Below are 23,666 nucleotides of genomic sequence, written 5' to 3' on the forward strand. Positions count from 1 at the left end.
GGAATCCTGGCGAAACTATGCGGCCGGTGGACCTTCCGGTCATGTTTGCTCCGTCAATGAAACTTGAAAGCCGATAATACGTGGCTAGCCGGGTAGGTCAAGTCAACTTGATGGCGATCAAGTGTATACTGCTCAAAAATAATCTTTGAGAGAGAACCATGAACACACCGTATCCTAACCTTCTGAAACCTCTGGATCTTGGTTTTACCGAACTGAAGAACCGCGTATTGATGGGCTCCATGCACACGGGGCTGGAAGATCGGTTCTGGAATATTCACAAGCTTGCCCGATACTTTGCCGAGCGTGCTGAAGGTGGTGTTGGCTTGATGGTGACCGGTGGTTTCTCGCCGAACCTGGCCGGACAGCTGGCACCGCTGGCTTCAACCATGAACAACCGTGCCACCGCGCTGTTGCACCGCCATGTCACCGGTGCTGTCCACGAGGCAGGCGGTAAAATCTGCTTGCAGCTGCTGCATGCAGGCCGCTATGGCTACCAGCCGTTGATTGTTTCAGCCTCGGCCACCAAATCCCCCATCAGCCCGTTTAAAGCTCGTGCGTTGTCTACCAAAGGCGTGGATCGCCACATCGATGACTTTGTGAACGCGGCCAAGCTGGCGAAGTTTGCCGGTTACGACGGCGTTGAGGTGATGGGCTCCGAAGGCTACTTCATTAACCAGTTCCTGTGTGAACGCACCAACAAGCGCACAGACAAGTGGGGTGGCCCCTACGAAAACCGCATGCGCCTGCCGGTTGAAATCATTCGCCGCATGCGCGAAGCGGTCGGCCCCGAGTTCATCATCATCTATCGCTTGTCCATGCTGGACTTGGTGGAAGGCGGCCAAACCTGGGATCAGATCGTGACTCTGGGTAAAGCCGTCGAGAAGGCTGGCGCTACCATCATTAATACCGGTATCGGCTGGCACGAAGCGCGTGTGCCAACCATTGTGACCTCTGTTCCACGAGGAGGGTTCGCCGATGTGACCGCCAAGTTCTACGGCGAAGTCGATATTCCGGTGTGCACTACCAACCGCATTAACACGCCGGAGAAAGGCGAAGAGATCATCGCCGGTGGCAAAGCCGACATGGTCTCAATGGCTCGGCCTTTGTTGGCAGACAGCGAATTCGTGCGTAAAGCTGAGCAAAATCGAAGTGACGAGATCAACACCTGCATCGCTTGTAACCAGGCGTGCTTGGACCATGTGTTCCAAGCCAAGCGGGCTTCTTGTTTGGTGAACCCCCGTGCTTGTTTCGAAACTGAACTGGTGCTAACCGTTGCCCCTGTGGTTCGTCGTGTTGCGGTAGTCGGAGCTGGCCCCGCGGGCTTGGCAGCCGCCACAACCGCAGCCAAGCGCGGCCACAAAGTGACGTTGTTCGAAGCCGACGACAAAATTGGCGGCCAGTTTAACTACGCCAAACGCATTCCCGGCAAAGAAGAGTTCTATGAAACCCTGCGCTACTTCCAGCGCCAGATTGAGCTGTTGGAAGTTGATCTGAAGCTCAATACCCGAGTGGATGCCGAATCCTTGAAGGCACAGGGCTTCGACGATGTGATCATCGCCACCGGTGTGAAGCCGCGGACGCCGAAAATCGAAGGTATCGATCACCCGAAAGTGCTCGGATACCTCGACGTGCTTCGCCACAACAAGCCCGTTGGTAGCACCGTGGCAGTCATCGGCGCGGGCGGGATTGGCTTCGATGTCAGTGAATTCCTGACCCACGACTTCGAGCGCCAGCCGGAAGGTGAACAGGCTAAAGTCATCGATTGGCAGGCCGAGTGGGGCGTGCATCCGGAGTTCGAAGGCCCAGGTGGCTTGGCAGAGCGCGAAGCCACGCCGACACCGCGCAAAATCTACCTGATGCAGCGGAAAACCAGCAAAGTTGGCGGTGGTTTGGGTAAGACCTCCGGCTGGGTACACCGTAGTAGCTTGAATCATCGCGACGTAGAAATGCTCAAAGGATGCAGCTATGACCGCATCGACGACGAAGGTTTGCACATTACGTTGTCAGATAAGGACGGCAAAGAAATTGAGAAGAAAGTACTGCCGGTTGATAACGTGATTCTGTGTGCCGGTCAGGAGTCGTTCCGAGAACTTTACGATCAGCTTGAAGGCGCAGGCGTGAAAGCGCACTTGATCGGTGGAGCGGATTTGGCCGAAGAGCTGGATGCGAAGCGGGCTATTCGACAAGGTACGGAAGTGGCGGCAGCGCTCTGATGTAGTCATGTTGGGCCATAGAGTGACCATTGAGGTCACTTTATGGCGCATAGAGGTTGGGGCGTTACCGAACCGCTTTCAATGCGTTCGAGATGGCCTCAGCCTCGGCTTCAAGCACCTGACAGCGGAGGCTTTGTCCCTGCTGAAGAGCGTGTTCGATTTGCTTGCACTTCATCTCATAGAGCCGGTTCAGAACGTCGGACTGGCTTTGCCTCAATAATGTGTTCACGGTCTCTTCCCCTTTATACATCTGTCGGGATTCCTTACATTAAGGGCCTGAAACGGACCTTATGTTTAATTTGCTGCATAACGCGCGCCACAATGACGCTGTTTTCGATTAGCGCCCAAAGCGAGAGCGGTACACGCCAGGGGCTAATCCCGTATGTTTTCTGAACAGGCGACTGAAAGAGCTGACATCTTCGTAACCCACCATCCGGGTCACTTCTTCAATGGTGATTCGCGAGTTTTCCAAATGTTGCCGGGCTGATTCGATTCGCAAAACCTGTAAATAGCCGGTTGGGGTGTCACCCGTGGCCGCTTTGAACCGGCGAATCAACGAACGCTCCGTTAACCCACACCGCGATGCCAAAGACCCCAGCGTGATCGACTGGCTGTAATGCGTGTCCAGCCACTCCTGCAGTTTCAGAATGTCCGGGTCAGAATGGTAGCGGCAAGCCTGCAATGCACTGTAAGGCGCCTGACTCGACCGCCCAGCGTCAATCACAAAGGCCTTCGCTAGCTCCCGCGCGACCTGCGCCCCCGCATGTCGTTCCACCAAATACACCCCAAGATCCCACCAAGCCATACCGCCACCGGCGCAGGCAACGTGACCATCGACCGTCACCAGTTTGTCCGGCTGCAAATCCACGTCTGGAAACCGCTGCCGGAATTGATTGCTGAACCCCCAATGGGTAGTCGCTTGCCGCCCGTCCAGCACCCCGGCTTCAGCCAATAGAAAAGCCCCGGTGCAATTACTGGCAACTCGCACCTGATCATCGTTAGTGGACTGGAACTGCGAAAGCCAATTCACCAGCCCCGGGTTATCGGCCAATACCTGATCAATCGGCGCGCCGATGGTGGGAATGATCACCAAATCGTTCTCACCCAGCGGGGCAACGCCCTGCCAAGAGCCGTCAGCACTAATGGTCAGCCCATTGATACATCGACAAGGCTCGCCGGATTCCGTCAGCAAACGCGTACGAAAATACGGATGCGGTGCCTCTCCATGAACCCGCGCCCAAGTCACACCGGCCATTCGAAACAAATCAATAACGCCGGTAATGGCGCTAGCAAGCGCGCCAGTAAAGCCGATAATGGTGACGGTTTTCACAAAGATGACTCCAGATAAAGAAAACTAGGCCAGTTGCCGCAAGAGTAGGGGATTAATTCAGGGGCGTCTCTCGGAGAGGCCCCCCTGAATTAAGCACCGGGCGGATAACTCTTATTTTTGGCGGTTTCGGCCAAGAATAAGTCAGAAACGACAATTTCAACAACAGCAACGGTTGTGAGAGGCTATAGCCAATCAACAGGAGAACACGAATGACCGACACCCTGATCGACCGCCGCGACCTGGCATTCCAGCTCTACGAAGTCATGGACACCGAAGCGCTGACCGAGCGCGAACGCTTCAGCGAACACAGCAAAGAAACCTTCGATGCCGTCATCGAAACCGCTGACAAAATGGCAAAAGAAAAGTTTGCCAACCACAACAGCGCCGCTGACAAAGACGAACCCAAATTCGTCAACGGCCAGGTCGAAATGCTCCCGGACGTAAAAGAAGCCTTCGACGCCTACGCCGAAGCCGGCTTTCTCGCCGGGCGGTACGATTACGAACTGGGCGGCATGCAATTGCCGGAATCGGTCATGGCCGCCTGCAACGGCTTCTTCACTGCCGCCAATCCCGGGACCGCAGGCTATCCCTTCCTGACCACCGCAGCCGCCAACTTAATCCGAGTGTTCGGCAACGACCAGCAGAAAGCGACCATCCTGCCTAACATGCTCAATGGCCGCTTCAGCGGCACCATGGCCCTGACCGAGCCGCACGCCGGTTCCAGCCTTGCCGATATTCGAACCTCGGCCACGCCCACCGATGAAGGGCATTACCTGATCAAAGGTGCGAAAATCTTCATCTCCGGTGGCGAGCAGAGCATCACCGAAAACATCGTCCACATGGTGCTGGCCAAAATCAAAGGCGCACCGGCGGGGGTAAAAGGTATCTCCCTGTTCATCGTTCCCAAATTCCACGTGGACGAAAACGGTAACCCGGGCGAGCGCAACGGTGTCAGCCTCGCCGGCCTGATTCACAAACTCGGCTACCGGGGCACTACAAGTACCGCATTGAGCTTCGGCGATGACGCGCCGTGCCACGGCTATCTGGTGGGCGAACCCCACCACGGCCTGAAGTACATGTTCCAGATGATGAACGAAGCCCGAATTGGTGTCGGTATGGGCGCGGCGGTGATTGGCTACCGTGGCTACATGCACAGCCTCGAATACGCCAAAGACCGCCTGCAGGGCCGAAAAGCCAGCGAGAAAAACCCGGAAAGCCCACAAGTACCGATTATCGACCACGCCGACGTGCGCCGCATGCTCCTAGCCCAGAAGGCCTATAGCGAAGGTGGCTTGGCGCTGTGTTTGTACGGTGCTCGCTTGATGGACGAGCAGCACACTCACCCGGATGAACAAAAGCGTGTCGAGGCCGGAAAACTGTTGGACCTGCTGACCCCGGTCATTAAAGCCTGGCCCTCCGAATTCGGCCCCAAAGCCAACGACCTGGCGATTCAGGTCTACGGTGGTGCCGGTTACACCCGCGAATACCCGGTGGAACAATGCTGGCGCGATAACCGCCTGAATCCCATTCACGAAGGAACCAACGGCATACAAGCTCTCGACCTGTTGGGCCGGAAAATCTGGCAAGACCAAAGCCACGGATTGCAGCTGTTGATGCAGGAAATGCAGGCAGACCTGCAAGCGGCAACCACTGACCGCTGCCAGCAATGGGCACTGTCGCTGAGCGAAACCCTGCAGCAAGCGGTAAAAGTTACCCAAAGCTTGGGTAAATCCCTGATGGGCGGCGAAGTCGACAAATCGTTGGCCAACGCCAGCTGCTACCTGCATTTGTTCGGGCACATCATCGTCGCCTGGATGTGGCTCCGCCAAGCCAATGCCGCTGCCAACGCCCTGGCCTCAGCCAACAGCGACAGCGAGCGAAACTTCTATCAAGGCAAGCTGCAAGCCGCCCAATATTTCTTCCACTGGGAACTGCCAACGGTAGCGCAGGACTTGGTATTGCTGCGCAATCAGGATGATACGTGCCTGAATATGAAAGCTGATTGGTTCTGACTTTGGAGTAGGCGCAATCGGCCGGGATCGCTTGTGCCCGCACATTGGCATAGCCTGCTGACAGGAAAACAGGAAAGGAAAGCGTTATGGCTCTGGTTAATGTTGATAAGAAAAATCATATCCTGCTGATCGGACTGAACCGCCCGGAAAAAATGAACGCCATGAACCGGGCCATGTACCACGAAATCGCTGCCGCCTATTACCAGCTGCAGAACGACCCGGAACTGCGCGTGGCGGTGATGTACGCCGAAGGTGACCATTTCACCAGCGGCCTGCAACTGGACGACTGGGCTGAAGTCTTCGCCAATGGAAAAGGCATCGAACCCGCCGAAGGCGAACTGGATCCTTTCCACATCACAGGTGAAGGTCTCACCAAGCCAGTGGTATTCGCAGCCCAAGGCATCTGTTTCACCTGTGGCGTGGAAATGATGCTCAACACCGACATTCGCGTTGCGGCAAAAGGCACCCGCTTTGCACAGCTTGAAGTAAAACGTGGCATCTTCGCCTGCGGCGGCGCCACTATCCGGTTGCAGCGGGAAATTGGCTGGGGCAACGCCCAGCGTTATTTGCTGACCGGTGACGAGTGGACCGCTGAACAAGCTTATCAATGGGGCCTGATTCAAGAACTGGTCGAACCCGGTGAGCAGCTGAACAAGGCCCTGGAAATTGCCGAGAAGATCGCCAAGGCCGCACCACTGGGCGTTCAGGGCAGTTTGAAATCGTCCAAAATCGCCGTTAGTGAAGGGCAGGATACCGCTAAACAACGTTTGTTTCCCGACCTAGGCCCTGTGATGGCCAGCGAAGATGTAAAGGAAGGTATTCAGTCGTTTTTAGAAAGACGGGATGCCGTGTTTAAAGGAAAGTAAGAGTAAAACTGGTTCCGGTTTCCTGCCGGAACCAGCTCAAGGATTAGGCTGCGTCAGACTTAGGGGCTTTGGCGGCCGCAGCCACCTCAGCCGCATAATCTGCATACTTGGCCATTAGCTCCTCTTTACGATCCGGGTCCCAGTTAATCTTCGACAAATCACCTTCGTAGTGATCAATCACCCGCTTATCCATCGTCTCCGACCACCACTTCGGGAAATAGGCCGGCAACAACATCGACGCATAGCCGCTTGGCAGCTGAGGCGCATTCTCAAAGTGACGCAAAGCCTGGAAGCTACGGCTAGGATGGGCGTGATGGTCCGAGTGCCGCTGCAACTGATACAGGAACAAATTCGTCACAATATTGTTGCTGTTCCAACTATGCTCCGGCTTGGTTCGCTCGTACTTACCGTTTTCATTCTTCTGGCGCAGCAAGCCATAGTGCTCAATGTAATTCACACTCTCCAGCAGACTGGCGCCATACATAGCCTGACCGGCTAGAAATGGAATTGCTCGCGGGCCGCAAATCAGAGTTGTTGCGCCAAAGAACCCGGCGCTCATAGCCCAGCCCTGCAACAGCTCGTTATCCAGACTCCAGAAGCTCTTACCTTTGCGGGCTAGGCGTGTCTTCTCAATTTTGACCGCAGACTTCAGGCCGCCTACCACCGTGCGCGGCAAAAACTTCCAGAAACTTTCGCCCATCTTGCTGCTGGCCGGATCTTCCGGGGTTGCCACTCGCTTGTGATGCCCGAAATTGTGCTCGACCACAAAGTGGGTATAACCGGTAGGTGCAAGAGCCGCCATCGCCATCAGTTTATTTAACTTGTTCGATTTATGGCCCAGCTCATGAGCGGTGTTGATCCCGATGCCGTTGATGGCCCCCACCGTAAAGGTTAAGCCGATTTTGTCTTCGAGCGGGACGTTCTTGCGGCTGGCCAGCCAAGCACCCATAAACGTCATAGCGTATTGGGTGGGAATGAAGGCTTTCACGATCCGGTCGTAGTATTTGTCTTGCTCTAAAGACTTCACTGCAGATTCCGGCGGGTTGCTTTTGTCTTCTCCCACCGCTCTGTCGAGGGCTGGGATCACGCCGTGAATCAGAATCGGGCCGGTCCACGCCAGTGCTTTCAGTTTCTTGGGTGCAATTGCGTACCCGGCCAACGCCGCCAGACCGATACCCGGCAGAGCCGGGCCTAGCAGCCACATATATCGCTTGGGGTCTTTCCAGTCTTTACCCGCTGGCCGCGCAGATGTATGGACGTTGGATGCTTTTAGTGTTGTTTGAACTTTGGCATTCATAGGAGGTGCTCCCTCTCGCTCGTTGATGCATTTAATTTATGTCGAACAATATGGCAATACAACAATGCGGTGGAACAATGGCCTGTAATGATAATCTGGGTGGGTTGGCGTAACTCGCCACAGTGGTCCATTCTTCGGGTAATAAAAACAACAAGGAAATGTCGACATGAGTACTACAAATCCCGCACGGGAGGTGATTTCCTGGAGTGCTCAGGAGTGGCTGAGAGAATACATACGCACACAGCGCCAGGCTGAAATCGTGTATCAGGATCCGTCAGGGCAGATGATGATTGTGCACGAAGTTCTGCAAGATATTTTGAGTCGGGCTGGTCATGATTTTCTGGTTTTAGGCACCGGCAAAGTACTGGGTGTCGAGCGTGTACTGCTTATCGATGGTCAGGAGTTAACGAAACAGTAATTCTGCCGTAATTGCGATCTACTGGCTCGGGCTCTACGCTAGGAAAGCTAAAGTCACGTACCAACAGAAGGAAATGTTATGAACAAGCTCACACTAAGTGCACTGGCGCTCCTTATGACGCTCGGCCTAGCAGCTTGCAGTTCCGAAAGCGATGAAGGTGCTGATTTCGAGCAAGCGGGCGAAAACGCTGCGGAGATGATGGACGATGCGACTGATTCCGCGGAAGAAGGCATGGAAGAAGCCACCGGCACGGACGAAAGCGCCTTGGGCGAGATTCAAGAAGGCTTTGAAGAAGCCGGTGATAAAATGGAAGAAGCCGCTGACGATACCAGCGATGCTATGGAAGAAGCTGCAGATGACGTTGCCAAATAAGTTCGTTGTATAAGCAGCTAGTCAAAAAGGCGCCTTCATGGCGCCTTTTTTATGGTTCACACATACTGTCTTTAAACGGTAAATAAAACGACACGAAATCGATGCGAGCCTGTCATATAGACCTAGGACACTGATCTCTCGATAACGCCGGATGGCCCAATTATTCAAGAGAGAGAAAGCATGGCTAAGCACGATCTTGACTCCAATTATCAGGACCCTAACTACGAACCGGTCGTGAATCACGCGGGTAACCGTCCATTTGATCAGGTGTTAACCACCCGAATGCAGCGCCGTGCGGTGTTGAAAGGTTCTGTCGGGGCTGCACTGGCCAGCCTTGTGGGTGTGGGGCTCGCGGGCTGCGGTAGCAGTGATGGCGACAATTCAGTTTCTGCTCCCGATGGCTCTGGTGGCACTGGAGAGGGAACGGTTGAGCTTTCCATGGGCTTCAAAGCGGTGCCCGTTTCTAATGCGAACCAAGTCGTCGTGCCGGAAGGCTATGCCACCACAGCGTTCCTGCCCTGGGGCACCCCTATTACCGGAAGCTACCCGGCCTACAAGCCGGATGGAACCAATACCGGTGCAGATCAAGAGCAGCAAATGGGCATGCATCACGATGGCGTGCACTTCTTTCCTATCGACCTGAAAGCGGGTGGCAACAGTTCCACTGAAGGTCTGTTGGTGATGAACCATGAATACATCAACCAGACCGCCTTGCATGCCAATGGTGCCACGGGAGCGAGCAGCAATGGCGGTGTCCGCCCTGCCGATGAAGTGCGTAAGGAAATTGCCGCTCATGGCGTGTCGGTTGTTCACATCAAACAAGATAACAACGGCACGTGGGACATTGTGTTTGGAAGTCCGTTCAACCGTCGCGTTACCGGCGGTACCGAAATGGAAATACGAGGCCCTCTCCGCGGCTATCCCAAGCTGGCGACCAAGTTCAGTCCGGCCGGAGAACGCACTCGCGGAACTCTGAACAATTGCTCCATGGGGCCAACGCCTTGGGGCACGTATTTGGCTGCTGAGGAAAACTGGCACGGGTACTTTGCCAACAAAACTCCGGGCGTGCGCCCTCGTGAACAGGTTCGCCACGGCGTTGATGGTACGTCCCGTTACGACTGGGAGCTGGCGGATAACGGCGATGATGCGTATGTGCGCTTTGATGTAACGCCGGGGGCAGGCGCAGCTACGGAGGATTACCGGAACGAAGCCAATACCTTCGGATATATGGTTGAAATCGACCCCTTCACTCCGGAAAGCGCGCCTCAAAAGCGCACGGCCCTGGGGCGCTTTGGCCATGAAGGCGTGATTTTCGCCCCCGTAAAAGAAGGGCAGCCGGTAGTGTGTTACTCCGGTGATGATTCCCGTTTTGAGTACATTTACAAGTTTGTGTCGTCGAAGCCCTATTACGCAGCGACGGCGGGTGGCTATCTGCTGGATGAGGGCGCCTTGTATGTGGCTCGCTTCAATGATGACGGCTCGGGGGAGTGGCTGCCGTTGGATCTGAATGATGCCGGCTTCGCCTCAAAAGTCACCGCAGCGATCGGAACTACCGTGGGTGAGATTGCCTTTGATGGTTTTGACGGTCAGGCGGATGTACTGCTGAATACCCGTTTAGCGGCTGATATTGCCGGTGCCACGCCAATGGACCGGCCGGAGTGGGGCGCCGTTGACCCGAACTCGGGTGAGGTCTACTTCACTCTGACCAATAACTCCAAGCGCACCGAGGCCCAGACCGACGCAGCCAACCCGATTGCCAATAATCGCAATGGGCACATCATTCGCTGGACGGAAGCGGAGAATGATCACGCCGCTACCCGTTTTGATTGGGATATTTTCGTGTTCGCTGGTGAACAAGGCACTGAAACGGTGGTTGATGGCGAAGCGGTTGTCACCCTGAACGACGACAACATCTTCAACAGTCCGGATGGCTTGTGGTTCGACTACAACGGCCGGCTGTGGATTCAGACCGATGGCCGGGACGAGGCACCTTACCAGAACAATATGATGTTGGCGGCTAACCCTGAAACCCGGGAGATCAAACGATTCTTCGTCGGGCCGGTGGGGTGTGAGGTGACCGGTGTAACCGGTACGCCAGACATGGCAACCATGTTCGTGAACATTCAGCACCCAGCTGCAAACTGGCCGGATGCCAACGACCCGCGACCACGGGATGCAACGGTGATAGTGACCCGTGAGGACGGTGGCGTGATCGGAAGCTGATCCAGTCGGGGGCAACTGCTGGACCATAGCGGGCTTTGCGAGAGTGCAAGCCCGCTATGCTAGACTTGGGAAAACCCATTTCTAGGAGCCGTACCTTTGGCCGAACCGGAATACATTCCCCGTAACGATGAACCTCAGCAACCTTCCACGGACTCTGCGCGTAATCTGGCGGTCGTCGTTTACCTTCTTCAAGCGCTGTCGTTCTTCTTGGGCGGTATTACGGGCTTGGTGGGTGTGATCGTGAATTACGTCAAGATGGACGACGTTCGCGGCACCTGGATTGAAAGCCACTTCCGTTGGCAGATTCGCACCTTTTGGATTGGTCTGCTGTGGACGGTGATAGGGATTGTTACGACGCCCCTGATCATCGGCTGGTTCATTCTGTTGGGCACATCGATCTGGGTCATCTATAAAATTGTCAAAGGCGCTTTGGCGCTGAATGACCGGAGAACCGTTTAATCCTTCTTTTTTAAGCTAATTTCCCTCCCCCCACCCTGTTCTCACTGGTCCGCTCCTTCTCCTTGGGGCGGCGCGTGATTTCCGTATTCCTGTCTGTGCATGCAGTATCTATATCGCAATATTGTTTAACAAAAAGTTAATGTTTTCGCGCTTGAATCATTGGGGGCCCGTTGTCTAGCCTGTCGGTAGGTATAGGTGCATGTAATAAAAAGATTTTAGATATGAGATTCAAGTCTCGCCTCTCTTGCATTTTGTCTGGTAATGGCGAATTTGACACTTTGGCTAGGCGTTTGGGTCACCTAGATAAATCTAGTGCTGGCCTAAAATGCCAGTAGCGAGGTCGATTTACGTATTTTGGTAACTAATAAGAACCAAGGAAGAGGAGTAAGCTTTATATGGTGCGAAGGAATTTGTTGGCAGTATCGGTTGCTGGCCTGTGTATGACTACGACATTTATGGTTCAGGCAAAGCCCGTTCAGCATGAAGGTGAGGTATCAATACTCGGTAGTTATATTAAACCGGACACAGATCGAGTCGATGACTACGGCACCGCGATACGGGGTATGTATAGCCAAAGGCTCAGTCAACATTGGTGGTTAGAGCCGCAGTTCTTTGCGGGAATTCTGGAAACGGGTGTTGATGGTGGTACGGACTATTACCAGCAGGGATTAGGTGCAGATTTTAACTACCGCCTGTTCGGAGCTGAAACTTTCTCTCCTTATGTTTCCATCGGTGGCGGTGTTTCTCGCAACGATGTATTCAAAAGCACCGGCAACGAATTTAATGGTTATGCGAACGCCGCTTTAGGGGTGATTTCTTCCTCCTTCTCCAAGACTGGACTTCGCCTCAGAGCAGATGCCAGATACCTTTGGGATGCCTTTGAAGAAGACTATTCGGATCTTCATTTCAGTTTAGGTTTAACCGTTCCTATCGGTGCAACCCGTACCCGAATTGTTGAAAAAACTGTCGTTATTGAAAAGCCGATTGTCGTTGAGAAGAGCTTCGCAGACTCGGATGGTGACGGCGTGGTCGATGGCGTCGATCAGTGCCCGAACACCTTGGAAGGTCTCGAAGTTAACGCCGTTGGCTGTGTGGAAACTAACCAAGCGCAGACCGTTGTGCTGCAGGGTGTGACTTTCGAATTTAATTCTGACCGCCTTACCGCGAATGCGAAAGACATTCTGATCAGCACGGCTGACGCTCTGAAAGGTCAGACCGATCTCAAAGTAGAATTGGCCGGTTACACCGATAGCCAAGGTTCTGCAGACTACAACCGCGAGTTGTCTCAAAAGCGTGCGAATGCGGTACGCAATTACCTGCTGAGTCTGGGTGTTGCACCTCAGCAATTAACCGCCAAAGGTTATGGCGAGGCCAACCCAGTGCGTAGTAACGACACCGAAGAGGGTCGTGAACGGAACCGCCGCGTTGAATTCAATGTGGTATCGGATGCAGCCGGAGAGGGTGTTTAATCATGAAGTTGAATAACTTGAATTTCCCTTTGATTTTATTGTTTACCGCATTGCTGGCGTTGGCCGGTTGTGAAGCCGATGGCTCTGGTGATGGCCCTAGCGTTAACGGTGGTGGGCAGAACGTTGACGACCGCAGAGATTTTGATGGAGACGGTGACGGAATTCCTGATAACGAGGATTCCTGCCCGAATACCGCTAACGATGGTGTTGATTCAGACGCCGACGGTATTGATGATGCCTGTGACGGCGAAACCTCCAATAATGACGACATCGATGGTGACGGCGTCCTCAATGGTGTAGATAACTGCCCGTTGGTTGCCAATTCGGATCAGCTCAACACCGACCGTGATTTGTTCGGCGATGCCTGTGACATCGATTCCGATGGTGACGGCATTGACGATAAAGAAAAGAATACGGATGGCAGCTACACCGACACCGGTGCAGATAACTGCCCTCTGATTGCCAACCCTTCCCAGGCGGACCGTGATGGTAATAATGTGGGTAATGCCTGTGATACCGATGCAGACGGGGATGGGGTTGCCGATAAGGCAGTCGATGAGGCTACAGGCCAGTTCTCGGTGATCGATCCGGCGGATGGTGGTGATAACTGTCCTCTGGAAGCGAACTCCGGTCAGGAAGATGCAAATGGGGATGGTGTCGGCGATGCGTGTTCGGCTGATAAGGACGAAGACGGAGACGGTGTTGTTACTGGTGATAACTGTCCGTTGGTGTCCAACCCCAATCAGAAAGATACCGATCTTGATGGTACCGGCGACGCCTGTGACGTCGACATGGATGGAGATGGCGTGGATGATAAAATCGATCTTGGATTTGGTAACTTCGGGCCGAAACTGATCAATCCGGACAACTGTCCGTATGTACCTAACGGTCCTGACCAAGCGGATGTTGCCGGTGTTGGTAACCAGACCGACACCGACGGTGACAGCATTGGTGACGCATGTGATCGAGTCGATAACATCGAGTTTGCTTGCGGCGTTGGTCAGCAGTTCACGCCTATGCTCGCTAGCGACAACGACATCAAAGCGGTGGCCTCCGCAGACGAGTCTGGCTGCCTGTTACCCGCTTTGGGTGGGCTGTTGTGTAACGTGAGCGATGAAGGCAACGTCATCGATGAGGATCTGGGCAACTTTGCGACCATCCAGAATACCAACCTGCTTGGTCTGTCGAACGTTGGACTGCGGGTAGCGGCGACCTCTGGTTTCGCTTATCCTGGACAAAATGTGATCGGTGTTTCGGTCGCAGAGGCGGCTCAGCTGGTTAGGCTAGGTCTGCTGACCAACGGTGGTTTGAAAGTGCGGACGTTGCTCGACGGTGAGATTCAGGAGGAGTCTAATGGTCAGGTGGGTGCGGATCTGGACCTGCTGGGTATCTCCGGACTGTTGGGTGGTGATGAGGTAGGGTTCCTAGTGTTCCAGACTTCAAAACGTTTTGATTCGGTGGAAGTGGTCAGTGGCGGCTTCCAGCTTCTGTCACTGCTGGACGAGTTCAACGTACACGCTGTGTGCGCGTCCAAAACCGAGGTTCAGGTGCCGTAACAACAACCTGAATGAAACAAAAAAGGCCGGCAATTTGCCGGCCTTTTTTGTTTCCCGTGTCCCGTCTAAAAAGGCCGGTCAATCTTCCGTCACTTCATCCAACCGCAGCGCACTGATCATCCCCGCAAATCCCATCAACCCAAGCACGATAATCACGGCGATATCGGAAATCAGCGAGATAGCTGCGGTGAGTGCTCCGGTTGCCAGCAACAAAACACCAATCACCGTGTTACTCACTGATGTGTAGTCCGTGCGCTTGTTGCCGCCGGCCATGTCCACCAAATAGGTTTTACGGCCAAGACGAACTCCGGCGTGGGCAATGCTCAGAATGAAGAAGGCAATGGGGTAAAACCAGGCTCCCCCGAAACCGGGGCCAAACACCAACGCCAAACACCCAACCGTGACACAGATCCCACTGGCCATCGCGGCGCCACGGATCATCACGCGGCGGCTGGAGGTATCGGCCGCCCACCCCCAGAAACTGGCGCTGAGGGAGCTGGCCAAGCTGCTGGCGAGCAGGAAGAAGCCGAGCATCCAGCCAATATCGGATTCTTTCTGGGCCAGCACGACGAAGTAGGGGGAGGCCAGTGCGGAGCACAGCAACAAGGCCCGGGTGATGACAAAGTTTCGGAACAGGGTGTCGGTGCGAAGCAGAGAAAGGCTTTTGAAGGCTTCAGCCAAAGCGTTCCCACCGCCATCGGTTTCACCGGGGTATTCTTCAACCCCAGCGAACAGAAAACCGGCGATAATCCACATGCTGGCGGCGAGCAACAGTAGAAGGGTGTAGAAGCCGACGGTTGGGTCGCCGCGATCCCAGAATAGCAGGGCGGTAAGGATCACGGTGGCCGTGCCGCCAAGGGAACTGGCCAAGCCGGACAAGCGGCCGCGGCGGGTTTTTGGTATGCATTTGCCTTGCACGTCTTTCATGGAGACTGAGCAAAAGCCGCGAGACAGCGAGAATACGACGAGGGCAGCCACAATGCCGGTACCTGCAGCGTAGCCTTCCAGAAACCAAACGCTGGCAGCCATGGCTATGACACTCATTGCCTGCCCGAAACTGCCCAAAGTCCAGAACCACTTGCGCACAGCTTTTCGGCGGACCCAAGCGCCGATCACCATTTGCGGCACCATCGATCCCGATTCCCGGATGGGCACCAGCCAAGCCACCAGAGCGGGTGCCCCGACGGCGCTCATCAGCCAGGCCAAAACGGTCTTCGGGCTGATCAGCAGGTCGCCCAGCTTGGTCAAAACGTTGCTGAATAGAATCAAGAAGAAGTTACGCGGGACTTCCCGGCAGGCTTCCGCGGGAATGTCTTTGCAAACACGCGCATCTTCTTCGTTGGCAATCAGGCTGTATAGCTGGTCAATCGAATAGGAAGACTTTTCGGACAAGGTGACTACTCCGGCCAAAGTTTTTGCCAAGCATAGCAGGAGCCGGGAAGTTGCTTAAGGAACACTTGGTGTACTCGTTGCTGACTACACCAAGTGGTGATCCCAATACAGGGGCAGTTGGGCAATTTCCTGAGCGGGTTGGTTTGCGCCAAGCTGAACCAGCTTGCCTTGGCCCGAGGAAATCAGAAAATCCCCTCCGGCCAGCGCCTGCACACCTGAACAGTCCGGAATAGAGGCTTTTGTGAGCAGTTTTCCAGTGCTGCCTTGGAAAATCACTGCCGTGCCGCCCACCGGAGACGCTGCCGCTACCAGATCGTTTTCCGGGTGCGCGATGACGCTGGCAATGTAGTTGGCGAGGGCGGCTTGAGTCTCCTCGTCAAAACGAATTTCTCGCAGCCGGTTGTCGTCCAGCCGGGCAAGCAGAGCCGGGCTTTCATGGCGGGGCCCTTGGTGTTGATAAGCCACATACACTTTGCCCGAAGGGTGGATGTCTAAGTGCCGGAGGCTCTGTTGGTGATGGCTAGGGTTTAGGCGGCCAATAATCTTACCCGAGCGACGATTCATCAGAATCAGTGCCGGTGCCATTGTATCGAGATTGAGTTTCAGCCGGTCGTAATCGGGGTGGGTGAGGATGCCGCCAAGGGCGACGGCAAGGGTTTCGCCGTCTGGATGTAGAGTAATTTGGTGTGGGCCTATACCCGCCAATTCGAAGGTATTCACCCGCTGGTAGTTTTGCTCGGCATCGAAAACAGCAACGATACCTTCACCCGGCTCATAACGACTGGCGGTGGCATACAGCCAGCGACCATCTGGCGAGAATACGCCATGACCAACAAAGTGTTCGCCCGGAGCAGCTTCAATATGGTGAAGGCGGCTACCGGTTCGGGTGTCCAGCACGTAGAAGCTCCATCCCGGTCGGCGCTCGAAGAACACCAGCTGGTTGCCCACTGGACGAGAGCAACCGCTGTGGCAACGGGTTTTCACTGGCGAAACCCAAAGCGGCGCGCCTTTCAGGTCGAACGCGCTAACGCCGAAGGTGCCATCGGGTTTACCAACAGCCGCGGAATAGTGTTCGGGGTTGAAGCCGGATTTTCGAGGCAGCAGGCTGCAGCCACTCAGACTCAAAGCAGCGCTGCCGGCAAGAGCAGCCTTCAAAAGTTGTCGTCGGCTTCTATCCATCACAAGTGGCCTCTCAGTCGCCGTCACTGGAATTGAAGCCGCGCACAACACCCAAAGCAACGGCGGCTTGATCGTTGACGAGTGTGGTTAGCTGAGAGACATCTACGTACAGCCCTTGCAGAACCCGAAAAGCGTTGTCGTCGGATAGTAGAGTCGTCATTGGTTGGTTTGCAGCCGGGAAATTATCCAGTGCCGCTTTGAACTGGCGTCGGATTCGAGCAGCGAGATCCAGTTCACCGTTCTGTTCCAGCAATTCCAGAAAGCCGGGCAGGAAATGTTGCTGCAGTCCACGCAAAGTAGCTTCAACCGACAACAGGCTGGCGCCGCTGCGCCAGGCATCGGTGATGTATGGATTACGTTTGCCGTTGCCGCGAAGCCCCATGGGCTTTGCCAGGCGCCGTTCTTCAAGGATCTCCAAGGTTGTCATGGCAGCCTTGATGGTGGAGATGTGATAGGCCTCGGTATTGAGATAGGGTGTTTTGAAATCGTGCCAGTCGGCGCTGAGCCGTTGGCTGTTTGAGGCCATGTGCCGGGTGATGCTGGTTAGCAGAGCGCAACTATGGGGGGCTGGCAGGGCGCGTTCACCGGAAGCCAAGGCCTCATCGAATAACAGGTATTCCAGCATTGGGAAGCCCTGAACCGCCACGCCTGATTGCTCAATTACGTCTGCGGTGATGGGTTGGTCTGATTTGGTTAAGTAACTGGCCTTACGAGCAACCAGATTTTTCGGGTCTGGCCAGAATTGGAACTGCCAAGCCAGATTGTTGTTCTCCACTGGCCCAAAGCTGACAAAACGCACCTGTTGCCAGGCCATAAAGGCATCACGCCAGTGTTGCTCGAGCTGTTCTCTCGCGTCTCTGCTGGGCGCTGCGCAGTAGGTCTTCGCTTGTTTGGCAAGCTGGTTGGTTTCCTCGGCCAGTAGGTCGTAGCCGGACTGGATCGATGGGTGCCAGCCAGCGCGGGCACTCTGCGGCCCATCTGCCGGAGCGGCCGCGTAGCTGATTGAGGCGACAACGGCGAGGGTCGAAGCGCATAAAGCTCGAATGATGGGCTGCATGGCAACTCCTTAAAGCGAATTGAGGAAATCGATCAGAGCTTGTCGGTCACTGGCTGGCAAGTGACGGTAACGGTCGGCAGCTGCCTGTGCTTCGCCGCCGTGCCAAAGAATGGCTTCCTCCGGTGTACGTGCACGGCCATCATGCAGGAACCCTGCTTGCGGATTCACCACTTGGGCCAAACCGGTGCCCCACAGTGGCGGAGTGCGCCATTCGTTGCCGTTGGCGAGGAATTCATCGCGCCCGTCTGCCAACGCAGGCCCCATGTCATGCAGTAACAAATCGGTGTAAGGCCAGATGGTCTGGTTGCTGAGGTCAGGGCGGTCGGCTACTTCTCCGGTGGTGTGCTTGGGCGTATGACAAGCCGCACAGCCTATTTCGTTAAAGCGTTTGGCGCCTTGCTGCACGGTTTTCTGCTCCAGATTGCGCCGTGCGGGAACCGCCAGGCTCTTGGCGTAGAAGGTGACAAAGCCGGCGACTTTGTCGGTGACTTCCGGTGCGCCTCCATCGGGGAATTGTTCACACTTCTGTTCCGGCGTGCAGTCGGTGGTTGGCTTCAGGCTAGAGGTCAGCCCCATGTCACCGGCGAACGCACCCATGCTTTGCTGGTGTACGTTGGGCTCTGCAGCCTTCCAGCCAAAGCGGCCCGGGGCTGTCTGCCTAGTGGCCAGGTCCCATACCTGATTCAATTTCCCTGAAATGCCGTCTTTGTCCGCATCATCAGGATCGGCCAAGCCCTGAAGGTCGCTGATTGGAATGGCTTCCAGCAACCCCATGCCAATCATTTGCGGCGCCACGCGGGGGGAGGTCAACAGATTCTCCGGCAACGGGCCGTAGTTGGGGGTGTCGATGTGATACACCGGCTTACGCATTGATACTTGATGGCCATCGGCCAGAGTCTCAGTGACGGGTTGCCATTCGATGCGCAGATTGGCTTCGGGTTTGGCTGCTGGTAAAGCGGCTGTTTGGAGCTGGGCGCCATAAACGGGAGCCGGTTTGAATCCCTGAGTTCGAAGTATGTCCGAATCTTTTAGCGGGTCCGCGGGTACGGCCAACCGAAGGAACAGGGATACCGGCGGCTCGTCGATGCCCGGAGAGTGACCGCGACCATCTTTGATGTGGCAGCCCTGACACGAGTTGGTGTTGAACAGCGGCCCAAGCCCATCGCGGGCGTCGGTGCTGGCAGGGGCTTCAACCCAAGGGTTTCGGAAGAAGCTGTTGCCCACACTGAAGTCCAGCCGTTTGGTCATCGACAGGTTGGCTTGGGGCAGCGAATAGGCATTGGTGTCTGCTTGTTGAACCGTGCCTTCACCACCGGTATTCGGTGTGGTTTGTATCGGGTAGCCAGAATGACTGGCGGCGAAAACGGGAACGCTGGCCATAGCCAGCGTTCCCCAGATTAGTACGTTTTTCATCGTGCCTCAGAATGCGTGGCCGGCATCGTCAGGGGACAGGGCTTCAATGCCGAGTTGGCGTGCGGCTTGCTCAATGGAACCGGTCTGTTCAACAAGTGCCATGATCGCGTTATTAACGATCTGTGCACCTTCGGTGTTGCCCGGTGCGATCATGGTGTCAAAGGCCATCGGGTTGTCGCTGCTTTCAGCGTGCGCTTTTAGTTGTCCCAGCGCTTTCATGGAAGCATCCAGTTGGGCGTTCAGGCGAGCGTCCAATTCAGGGTTATTGGCTTCCACCAGATCGGACAGTGACGGACCGCTGACCAGACTGCCATCTACGCGGCGGTAGGTGCCGGTATAAACATTCTGGATACCCTGGCCATTGTAGTAGTGGGAGTTGTGGGTGTTGTCGCTGAAACAGTCGTGTTCGTCTTCATAGGAGTTGGCTTCCAGAGCCACCTTCATACGCTCGCCAGCCAGCTCGCCGAGAGACAAAGAGCCCATGCCAAACAGCATTTTCTGAACCGCTTCGTCTACATTGCCGCTTGTCAGTTGGCTGCGGTAGTTGTTCTCGCTACCCGGAGCCCACTGGGCCACCATCCATTCGAGGTCGGAGACCAACAGGTCGGTCACAGCATCCAGATACTGTCCGCGGCGCTCGCAGTGGCCGTTGGTGCAGTCCGAGCCCGCTGCGTAATCGGTGACCGGGCGTTCACCGGCGCCTTGTTCAAAACCGTGCTGGTCCTGCCCCCACAGCAGGAATTCCACCGCGTGATAGCCCGTGGCGACGTTGGCTTCAGAGCCGCCAATTTCGTTCAAGTTAGCCAGCAGTTCCGGGGTTAATACGGTTGTGTCGAGCATTTCCCCGCCCACGTTAACGCTGGTGTTTGCGATAATGTTGGCCGTTGCGCCGGCGTTGCCCAATTCGTACTGGTAATCGTCGGCTTTGACGTAATCGATCAGCCCTTCATCCAGCGGCCATGCGTTCAGCTGGCCTTCCCAGTCGTCCACGACCGTGTTGCCGAACCGGAACACTTCTGTTTGCTGGTAGGGCACACGGGCAGCTAGCCAGGCTTCTTTGGCTGCTTGCAGAGTTGCTTCGGTAGGGTTGGCAATCAGTTGATCAGTGGCTTTATCTAATGCTTTTGCGGTGATCAGGGCGTCCTGGTAGTTGGCGTGAGCCAGGTCCGCGTAATGAGAGACCACAGATGCTTTAGTGACCGGTTCAGAGTTGTCGGCAGTGTTGGTGAGGGCGCAGCCGGTGGACAGGGTGGCTGCGATGGTTAGGGCCAGCGGAACCGGGCGGAACAAAGCGGTCATCGAAAACTCCGTGTTGCGTGGATGTGGTTGGTAATAGGAAGTATTAGCGTTTGCATTATGGGGGCTTTGATAACTTTGACGCAAGAATTTTTGTTTTGAAGCGACAAAGCGCATCAGTTTGGTGTTGTTTGTAAGGGGTGTCTGCGGCTTAATGGACGGCTGAAATCAGGAGTACGATATGTTGAGTTATCTTCACGCCTTCCATGCCGGAAACTTCGCAGATGTTCAAAAACACGCGGCATTGACGTTGGCGTTGACCATGATGCAAGCCAAGAAAACCGCCATTGCGTGTTTTGATACCCACGCCGGTAGTGCGCTGTATGACCTGACCAGTGAGCGCGCCAGAAAAACGGCAGAAGCCGATGCCGGTATTCACCGGCTGTGGTCGTTACGCGGACAGCTGAATTCGCCAGACTGGCAGCCAATGGTGAAGTTGTTGGGCGGCCTGAACAAAGGCTCCGGCACCTTATCGCTGTACCCCGGTTCTCCCGCCTGGTTTGCGAATTTGGGCCGGCCCGGGGATTCGATAACGACGTTCGAGTTGCATCCCACTGAAGGGCGGCATCTGGAAACCTGGGGCGCTGAGAGCGGTGTTCGAGTTTTGAACGAAGATGGATTGAAAGGGTTGTTGAAATGTTTGCCACCCGCGCAGCCCAGACTGCTCACACTGATCGATCCGTCCTATGAAGTGAAAGACGACTACGACCTGGTCGCGAAGACCTTGGCTCAGGCATGGAAGAAATGTCGCCACGGTGTGTATCTGATTTGGTATCCCATTCTGACCAGTGGCCTTCAGCAACCGCTGATTGCCGGCGTGGAAGGCAGTGGTGTGCGCAAAGTGTTGCGCAGTGAAGTGATGCTCGAGCAGCCGCCAGAACGGGGCATGGTCGGTTCCGGAATGTTGGTGATCAATCCACCCTGGGGCTTCGATCAACGTCTCAGCGATATGCTGGCGGAGCTTGAGGGTGAGGCTAGACTGGGAGTGTCGGCGACTCTTACTTGGCTGGTGCCTGAATAACACAAAGGGAGACAGTTTTTGACGACGGAAAAGGACAGCGGACAATCTTGTCTGCCGGGAGGCTTGATACCACTGGATCAGTGGAGTACTCCGGATATTTCGGTACACAAAACGCTGCGTGCCGGGTTTAAGGACATACTGGACCAGTTGCGATCGGGACTTGCGCCCGAGAGCGAAGCCTTTGAAAGTTTGGATGACTTGCCCTCCCTGCCGGCTAAAAAACTGAGTAGGTACGCGCCGAAACCGGACGCCGTGGCTTTTGCATCAGCCATACTGGAGCAGCTCGAAGCGCTCCGCCAGCAAGGAACTCACAATCGTCAGTTGAGTTTTATCGTCGCGCCGCCGTTTTCCGGGGTATCCGAAGCGTTGTTGACTTTGCCGGCACGAGTGATTGAGCCGCCAGATAACCTGTTGATGACAGAGCAAGACGCAGACAGTTGGTGGGACGAGCAACTGAACGATGATGACTGGGTGCTGCCAGAGCTCGCTGACTTTTGGCTCCGACACCGTTCTGGTTTGAATCTGCTGAAATCCTTTTTTGCTCGTGCCGCTCTGAATAATGCTGGTAATGGAATTGTGGCATGCTCGAGTTGGTGCTGGCAGTTCTGGGTCAGGTATTGGCCAGAGTTACATGTAGGGCCGTTAACATTGGCGCCTTTGGATTCGGAGCGTTTAACCGGCTGGTTGGATTTTTTAGCACATGGTGGCAATGGATGGTCACTCACGGCGCGCATGACGAACGACGGTCTCTATGTATTGCCGCCCAAGACCGAAGAGTCCAAAGAAAAGTACAGTTGTTTCATGCAGGATCTTGCCAACGCTGCCAGGGGAAACAGGGGGGTTGCCCACGCTATTTGGCAGCGAGCATTGCGAGCCAAGCCGGAAGAAGATGCCGAGCAGGAAAAAAACGGAGCGGGTGAGGGTAACGCCGCTGAGTGCTGGGTGGTGCCGTTTGATCAGTTAAGTCTACCCGGCGTGCCGCAGGGTTCTGGGCAACAAGCCGGTATCGTTTTGCACGCCTTGCTGCTACACAGCGGTTTGACCATTGACTCTCTTGAGCTGGTCACAGGCATTGCTATTCGTGAGCTGAAGCTGGTGTTGTCCCGTTTTCTCAGAGCGGATCTGATCCAGCAGGATGAAAACACGCAAGCGTATCAGCTGACTCCGTTGGGTTACCCGTCAGTCCGCAAGTACCTGCAGGCACGCGGATTCTCGGTAGATGGGTTCTAGGAGCGGATAATGGAAGATTTGGGTCTTAAGGACGCGCTGGCCACGATCACGTCGGATGCAATTATAGAAGCAGTTGCTGTCGTTGCCGTTGCTTCGTTGCTGATTATGGTGGTGCAGAAGCTGGTGCCCATACTGGCGCATAAACTGTCAGGTAAGCCTCGGTTGTACTTGTTGGCAATGGTGCCTTTGCTCCGGCTGGTGATCATTGTATTGACCATTGTGATGGTCGTTCCGATTTTGGTGGAGCCGTCGTTCGAAAATATGCTCGCGATTTTCGGGGCATTGGGTTTAGCGCTAGGCTTTGCGTTCAAGGATTACGCAAACAGTCTGATTGCCGGAATCGTCACTTTGTACGAAATGCCCTACAGGCCAGGCGATTGGATTGAAGTTAACGGTCAGTACGGCGAGGTCCGTGCGATTGGCACTCGGGCCGCTGAAATTGTCACCCTCGACGATACGGTCGTCGTTGTTCCGCATGGTTTGCTATGGAACAACCTGCTGGCAAACAGTACCGATGGTTCTGATAACCTGATGTGTGTGGCGGAGCTCTATCTAGAGCCAAACCACGATATTGCGCGCATGCGTGAACTGTTTCGCGATGTGATTTATACCTGTCCGCTGACCAAAACCTATCAGCCGGTTGTCGTTGCTGTCGTAGGCAGTGATATCGGCATGAAGTATCGCTTGAAGGCTTACCCATTAACGCCGGGTGATCAAACCCAGTTTATCGCTGATCTGACGGCTCGGGCAGCACAGGTCTGTGCCGCGGAGGGTGTGAGAATGATTTCACGGCCACTGCTGTTGCACTGAAATGAAAAAGCCCCGCAAAAGCGGGGCAACTGACGACTCAGTTATCGTGGTGC

The 23,666-nt window shown here is 55.1% G+C and carries 20 protein-coding genes; 12 read left to right on the forward strand and 8 right to left on the reverse strand.

What is annotated here, in order from left to right; genetic code table 11:
- The first annotated feature begins 158 nt into the window (after positions 1-158).
- Complete coding sequence (locus ACNQ6O_RS03945; protein WP_418051935.1) at positions 159-2,213, forward strand: FAD-dependent oxidoreductase; 2,055 nt, start codon at positions 159-161, stop codon at positions 2,211-2,213.
- Between the two features lie 64 nt (positions 2,214-2,277).
- On the opposite strand, the gene ACNQ6O_RS03950 is transcribed toward ACNQ6O_RS03945, so the two are convergent.
- A complete protein-coding gene (locus ACNQ6O_RS03950) occupies positions 2,278-2,442 on the reverse strand; it encodes a hypothetical protein (RefSeq protein ID WP_418051936.1) in 165 nt (54 codons plus the stop codon).
- Between the two features lie 108 nt (positions 2,443-2,550).
- Entirely contained in the window at positions 2,551-3,543 is a 993-nt protein-coding gene (locus ACNQ6O_RS03955; protein WP_418051937.1) for a GlxA family transcriptional regulator, read from the reverse strand.
- Positions 3,544-3,752: 209 nt separating this feature from the next.
- Between ACNQ6O_RS03955 and ACNQ6O_RS03960 the strand changes: the two genes are divergently transcribed.
- Complete coding sequence (locus ACNQ6O_RS03960; protein ID WP_418051938.1) at positions 3,753-5,555, forward strand: acyl-CoA dehydrogenase; 1,803 nt, start codon at positions 3,753-3,755, stop codon at positions 5,553-5,555.
- An 86-nt stretch (positions 5,556-5,641) separates the two neighbouring features.
- Positions 5,642-6,421: a crotonase/enoyl-CoA hydratase family protein gene (locus ACNQ6O_RS03965; protein ID WP_418051939.1), complete on the forward strand. Its 780-nt coding sequence runs from the start codon at positions 5,642-5,644 to the stop codon at positions 6,419-6,421.
- A 43-nt stretch (positions 6,422-6,464) separates the two neighbouring features.
- On the opposite strand, the gene ACNQ6O_RS03970 is transcribed toward ACNQ6O_RS03965, so the two are convergent.
- Complete coding sequence (locus tag ACNQ6O_RS03970) at positions 6,465-7,718, reverse strand: alkane 1-monooxygenase (RefSeq protein WP_418051940.1); 1,254 nt, start codon at positions 7,716-7,718, stop codon at positions 6,465-6,467.
- A gap of 166 nt (positions 7,719-7,884) precedes the next feature.
- Between ACNQ6O_RS03970 and ACNQ6O_RS03975 the strand changes: the two genes are divergently transcribed.
- The 6 genes from ACNQ6O_RS03975 (at position 7,885) to ACNQ6O_RS04000 (ending at position 14,215) form a co-directional block, all read left to right on the forward strand.
- Positions 7,885-8,136 (forward strand): hypothetical protein, encoded by a 252-nt coding sequence (locus ACNQ6O_RS03975; RefSeq protein ID WP_418051941.1) that lies wholly within the window; start codon positions 7,885-7,887, stop codon positions 8,134-8,136.
- A gap of 78 nt (positions 8,137-8,214) precedes the next feature.
- On the forward strand, positions 8,215-8,508 hold the full coding sequence (locus ACNQ6O_RS03980; protein ID WP_418051942.1) for a hypothetical protein: 294 nt from the start codon (positions 8,215-8,217) through the stop codon (positions 8,506-8,508).
- A 180-nt stretch (positions 8,509-8,688) separates the two neighbouring features.
- On the forward strand, positions 8,689-10,731 hold the full coding sequence (locus ACNQ6O_RS03985) for a PhoX family protein (protein WP_418051943.1): 2,043 nt from the start codon (positions 8,689-8,691) through the stop codon (positions 10,729-10,731).
- Positions 10,732-10,827: 96 nt separating this feature from the next.
- Positions 10,828-11,190, forward strand: coding sequence for a DUF4870 family protein (locus ACNQ6O_RS03990; protein ID WP_418051944.1), 363 nt, complete (start codon positions 10,828-10,830; stop codon positions 11,188-11,190).
- A gap of 395 nt (positions 11,191-11,585) precedes the next feature.
- Entirely contained in the window at positions 11,586-12,659 is a 1,074-nt protein-coding gene (locus ACNQ6O_RS03995) for an OmpA family protein (RefSeq protein WP_418051945.1), read from the forward strand.
- Positions 12,660-12,661: 2 nt separating this feature from the next.
- Positions 12,662-14,215, forward strand: a complete 1,554-nt coding sequence (locus tag ACNQ6O_RS04000; protein WP_418051946.1) for a thrombospondin type 3 repeat-containing protein — start codon at positions 12,662-12,664, stop codon at positions 14,213-14,215.
- Between the two features lie 78 nt (positions 14,216-14,293).
- On the opposite strand, the gene ACNQ6O_RS04005 is transcribed toward ACNQ6O_RS04000, so the two are convergent.
- From ACNQ6O_RS04005 to ACNQ6O_RS04025, 5 genes are all read right to left on the reverse strand, one after another.
- Positions 14,294-15,607 carry an MFS transporter gene (locus tag ACNQ6O_RS04005; protein ID WP_418051947.1) on the reverse strand — a complete coding sequence of 438 codons (1,314 nt, stop codon included), beginning with the start codon at positions 15,605-15,607 and terminating at the stop codon, positions 14,294-14,296.
- Between the two features lie 84 nt (positions 15,608-15,691).
- The gene (locus ACNQ6O_RS04010) at positions 15,692-16,786 is read right to left on the reverse strand and encodes a DUF1513 domain-containing protein (protein ID WP_418051948.1); all 1,095 of its coding nucleotides are present in this window, start codon (positions 16,784-16,786) and stop codon (positions 15,692-15,694) included.
- Positions 16,787-16,799: 13 nt separating this feature from the next.
- Positions 16,800-17,843, reverse strand: a complete 1,044-nt coding sequence (locus ACNQ6O_RS04015; RefSeq protein WP_418051949.1) for an imelysin family protein — start codon at positions 17,841-17,843, stop codon at positions 16,800-16,802.
- 9 nt (positions 17,844-17,852) lie between these two features.
- Positions 17,853-19,256 carry a di-heme oxidoredictase family protein gene (locus tag ACNQ6O_RS04020; RefSeq protein WP_418051950.1) on the reverse strand — a complete coding sequence of 468 codons (1,404 nt, stop codon included), beginning with the start codon at positions 19,254-19,256 and terminating at the stop codon, positions 17,853-17,855.
- A gap of 6 nt (positions 19,257-19,262) precedes the next feature.
- Entirely contained in the window at positions 19,263-20,555 is a 1,293-nt protein-coding gene (locus ACNQ6O_RS04025; RefSeq protein WP_418051951.1) for an imelysin family protein, read from the reverse strand.
- 178 nt (positions 20,556-20,733) lie between these two features.
- Between ACNQ6O_RS04025 and ACNQ6O_RS04030 the strand changes: the two genes are divergently transcribed.
- Genes ACNQ6O_RS04030 through ACNQ6O_RS04040 form a run of 3 tightly spaced genes read left to right on the forward strand, consistent with a single transcriptional unit; the run spans position 20,734 to position 23,613 of the window.
- The gene (locus ACNQ6O_RS04030) at positions 20,734-21,573 is read left to right on the forward strand and encodes a 23S rRNA (adenine(2030)-N(6))-methyltransferase RlmJ (protein ID WP_418051952.1); all 840 of its coding nucleotides are present in this window, start codon (positions 20,734-20,736) and stop codon (positions 21,571-21,573) included.
- An 18-nt stretch (positions 21,574-21,591) separates the two neighbouring features.
- Positions 21,592-22,803 carry a hypothetical protein gene (locus ACNQ6O_RS04035; RefSeq protein ID WP_418051953.1) on the forward strand — a complete coding sequence of 404 codons (1,212 nt, stop codon included), beginning with the start codon at positions 21,592-21,594 and terminating at the stop codon, positions 22,801-22,803.
- A 9-nt stretch (positions 22,804-22,812) separates the two neighbouring features.
- Positions 22,813-23,613 (forward strand): mechanosensitive ion channel domain-containing protein, encoded by an 801-nt coding sequence (locus tag ACNQ6O_RS04040; RefSeq protein ID WP_418051954.1) that lies wholly within the window; start codon positions 22,813-22,815, stop codon positions 23,611-23,613.
- Positions 23,614-23,666: the final 53 nt, after the last annotated feature.

It is taken from the genome of Marinobacter sp. SBS5 (genome assembly GCF_048285575.1).
Classification (GTDB): Bacteria; Pseudomonadota; Gammaproteobacteria; order Pseudomonadales; family Oleiphilaceae; genus Marinobacter.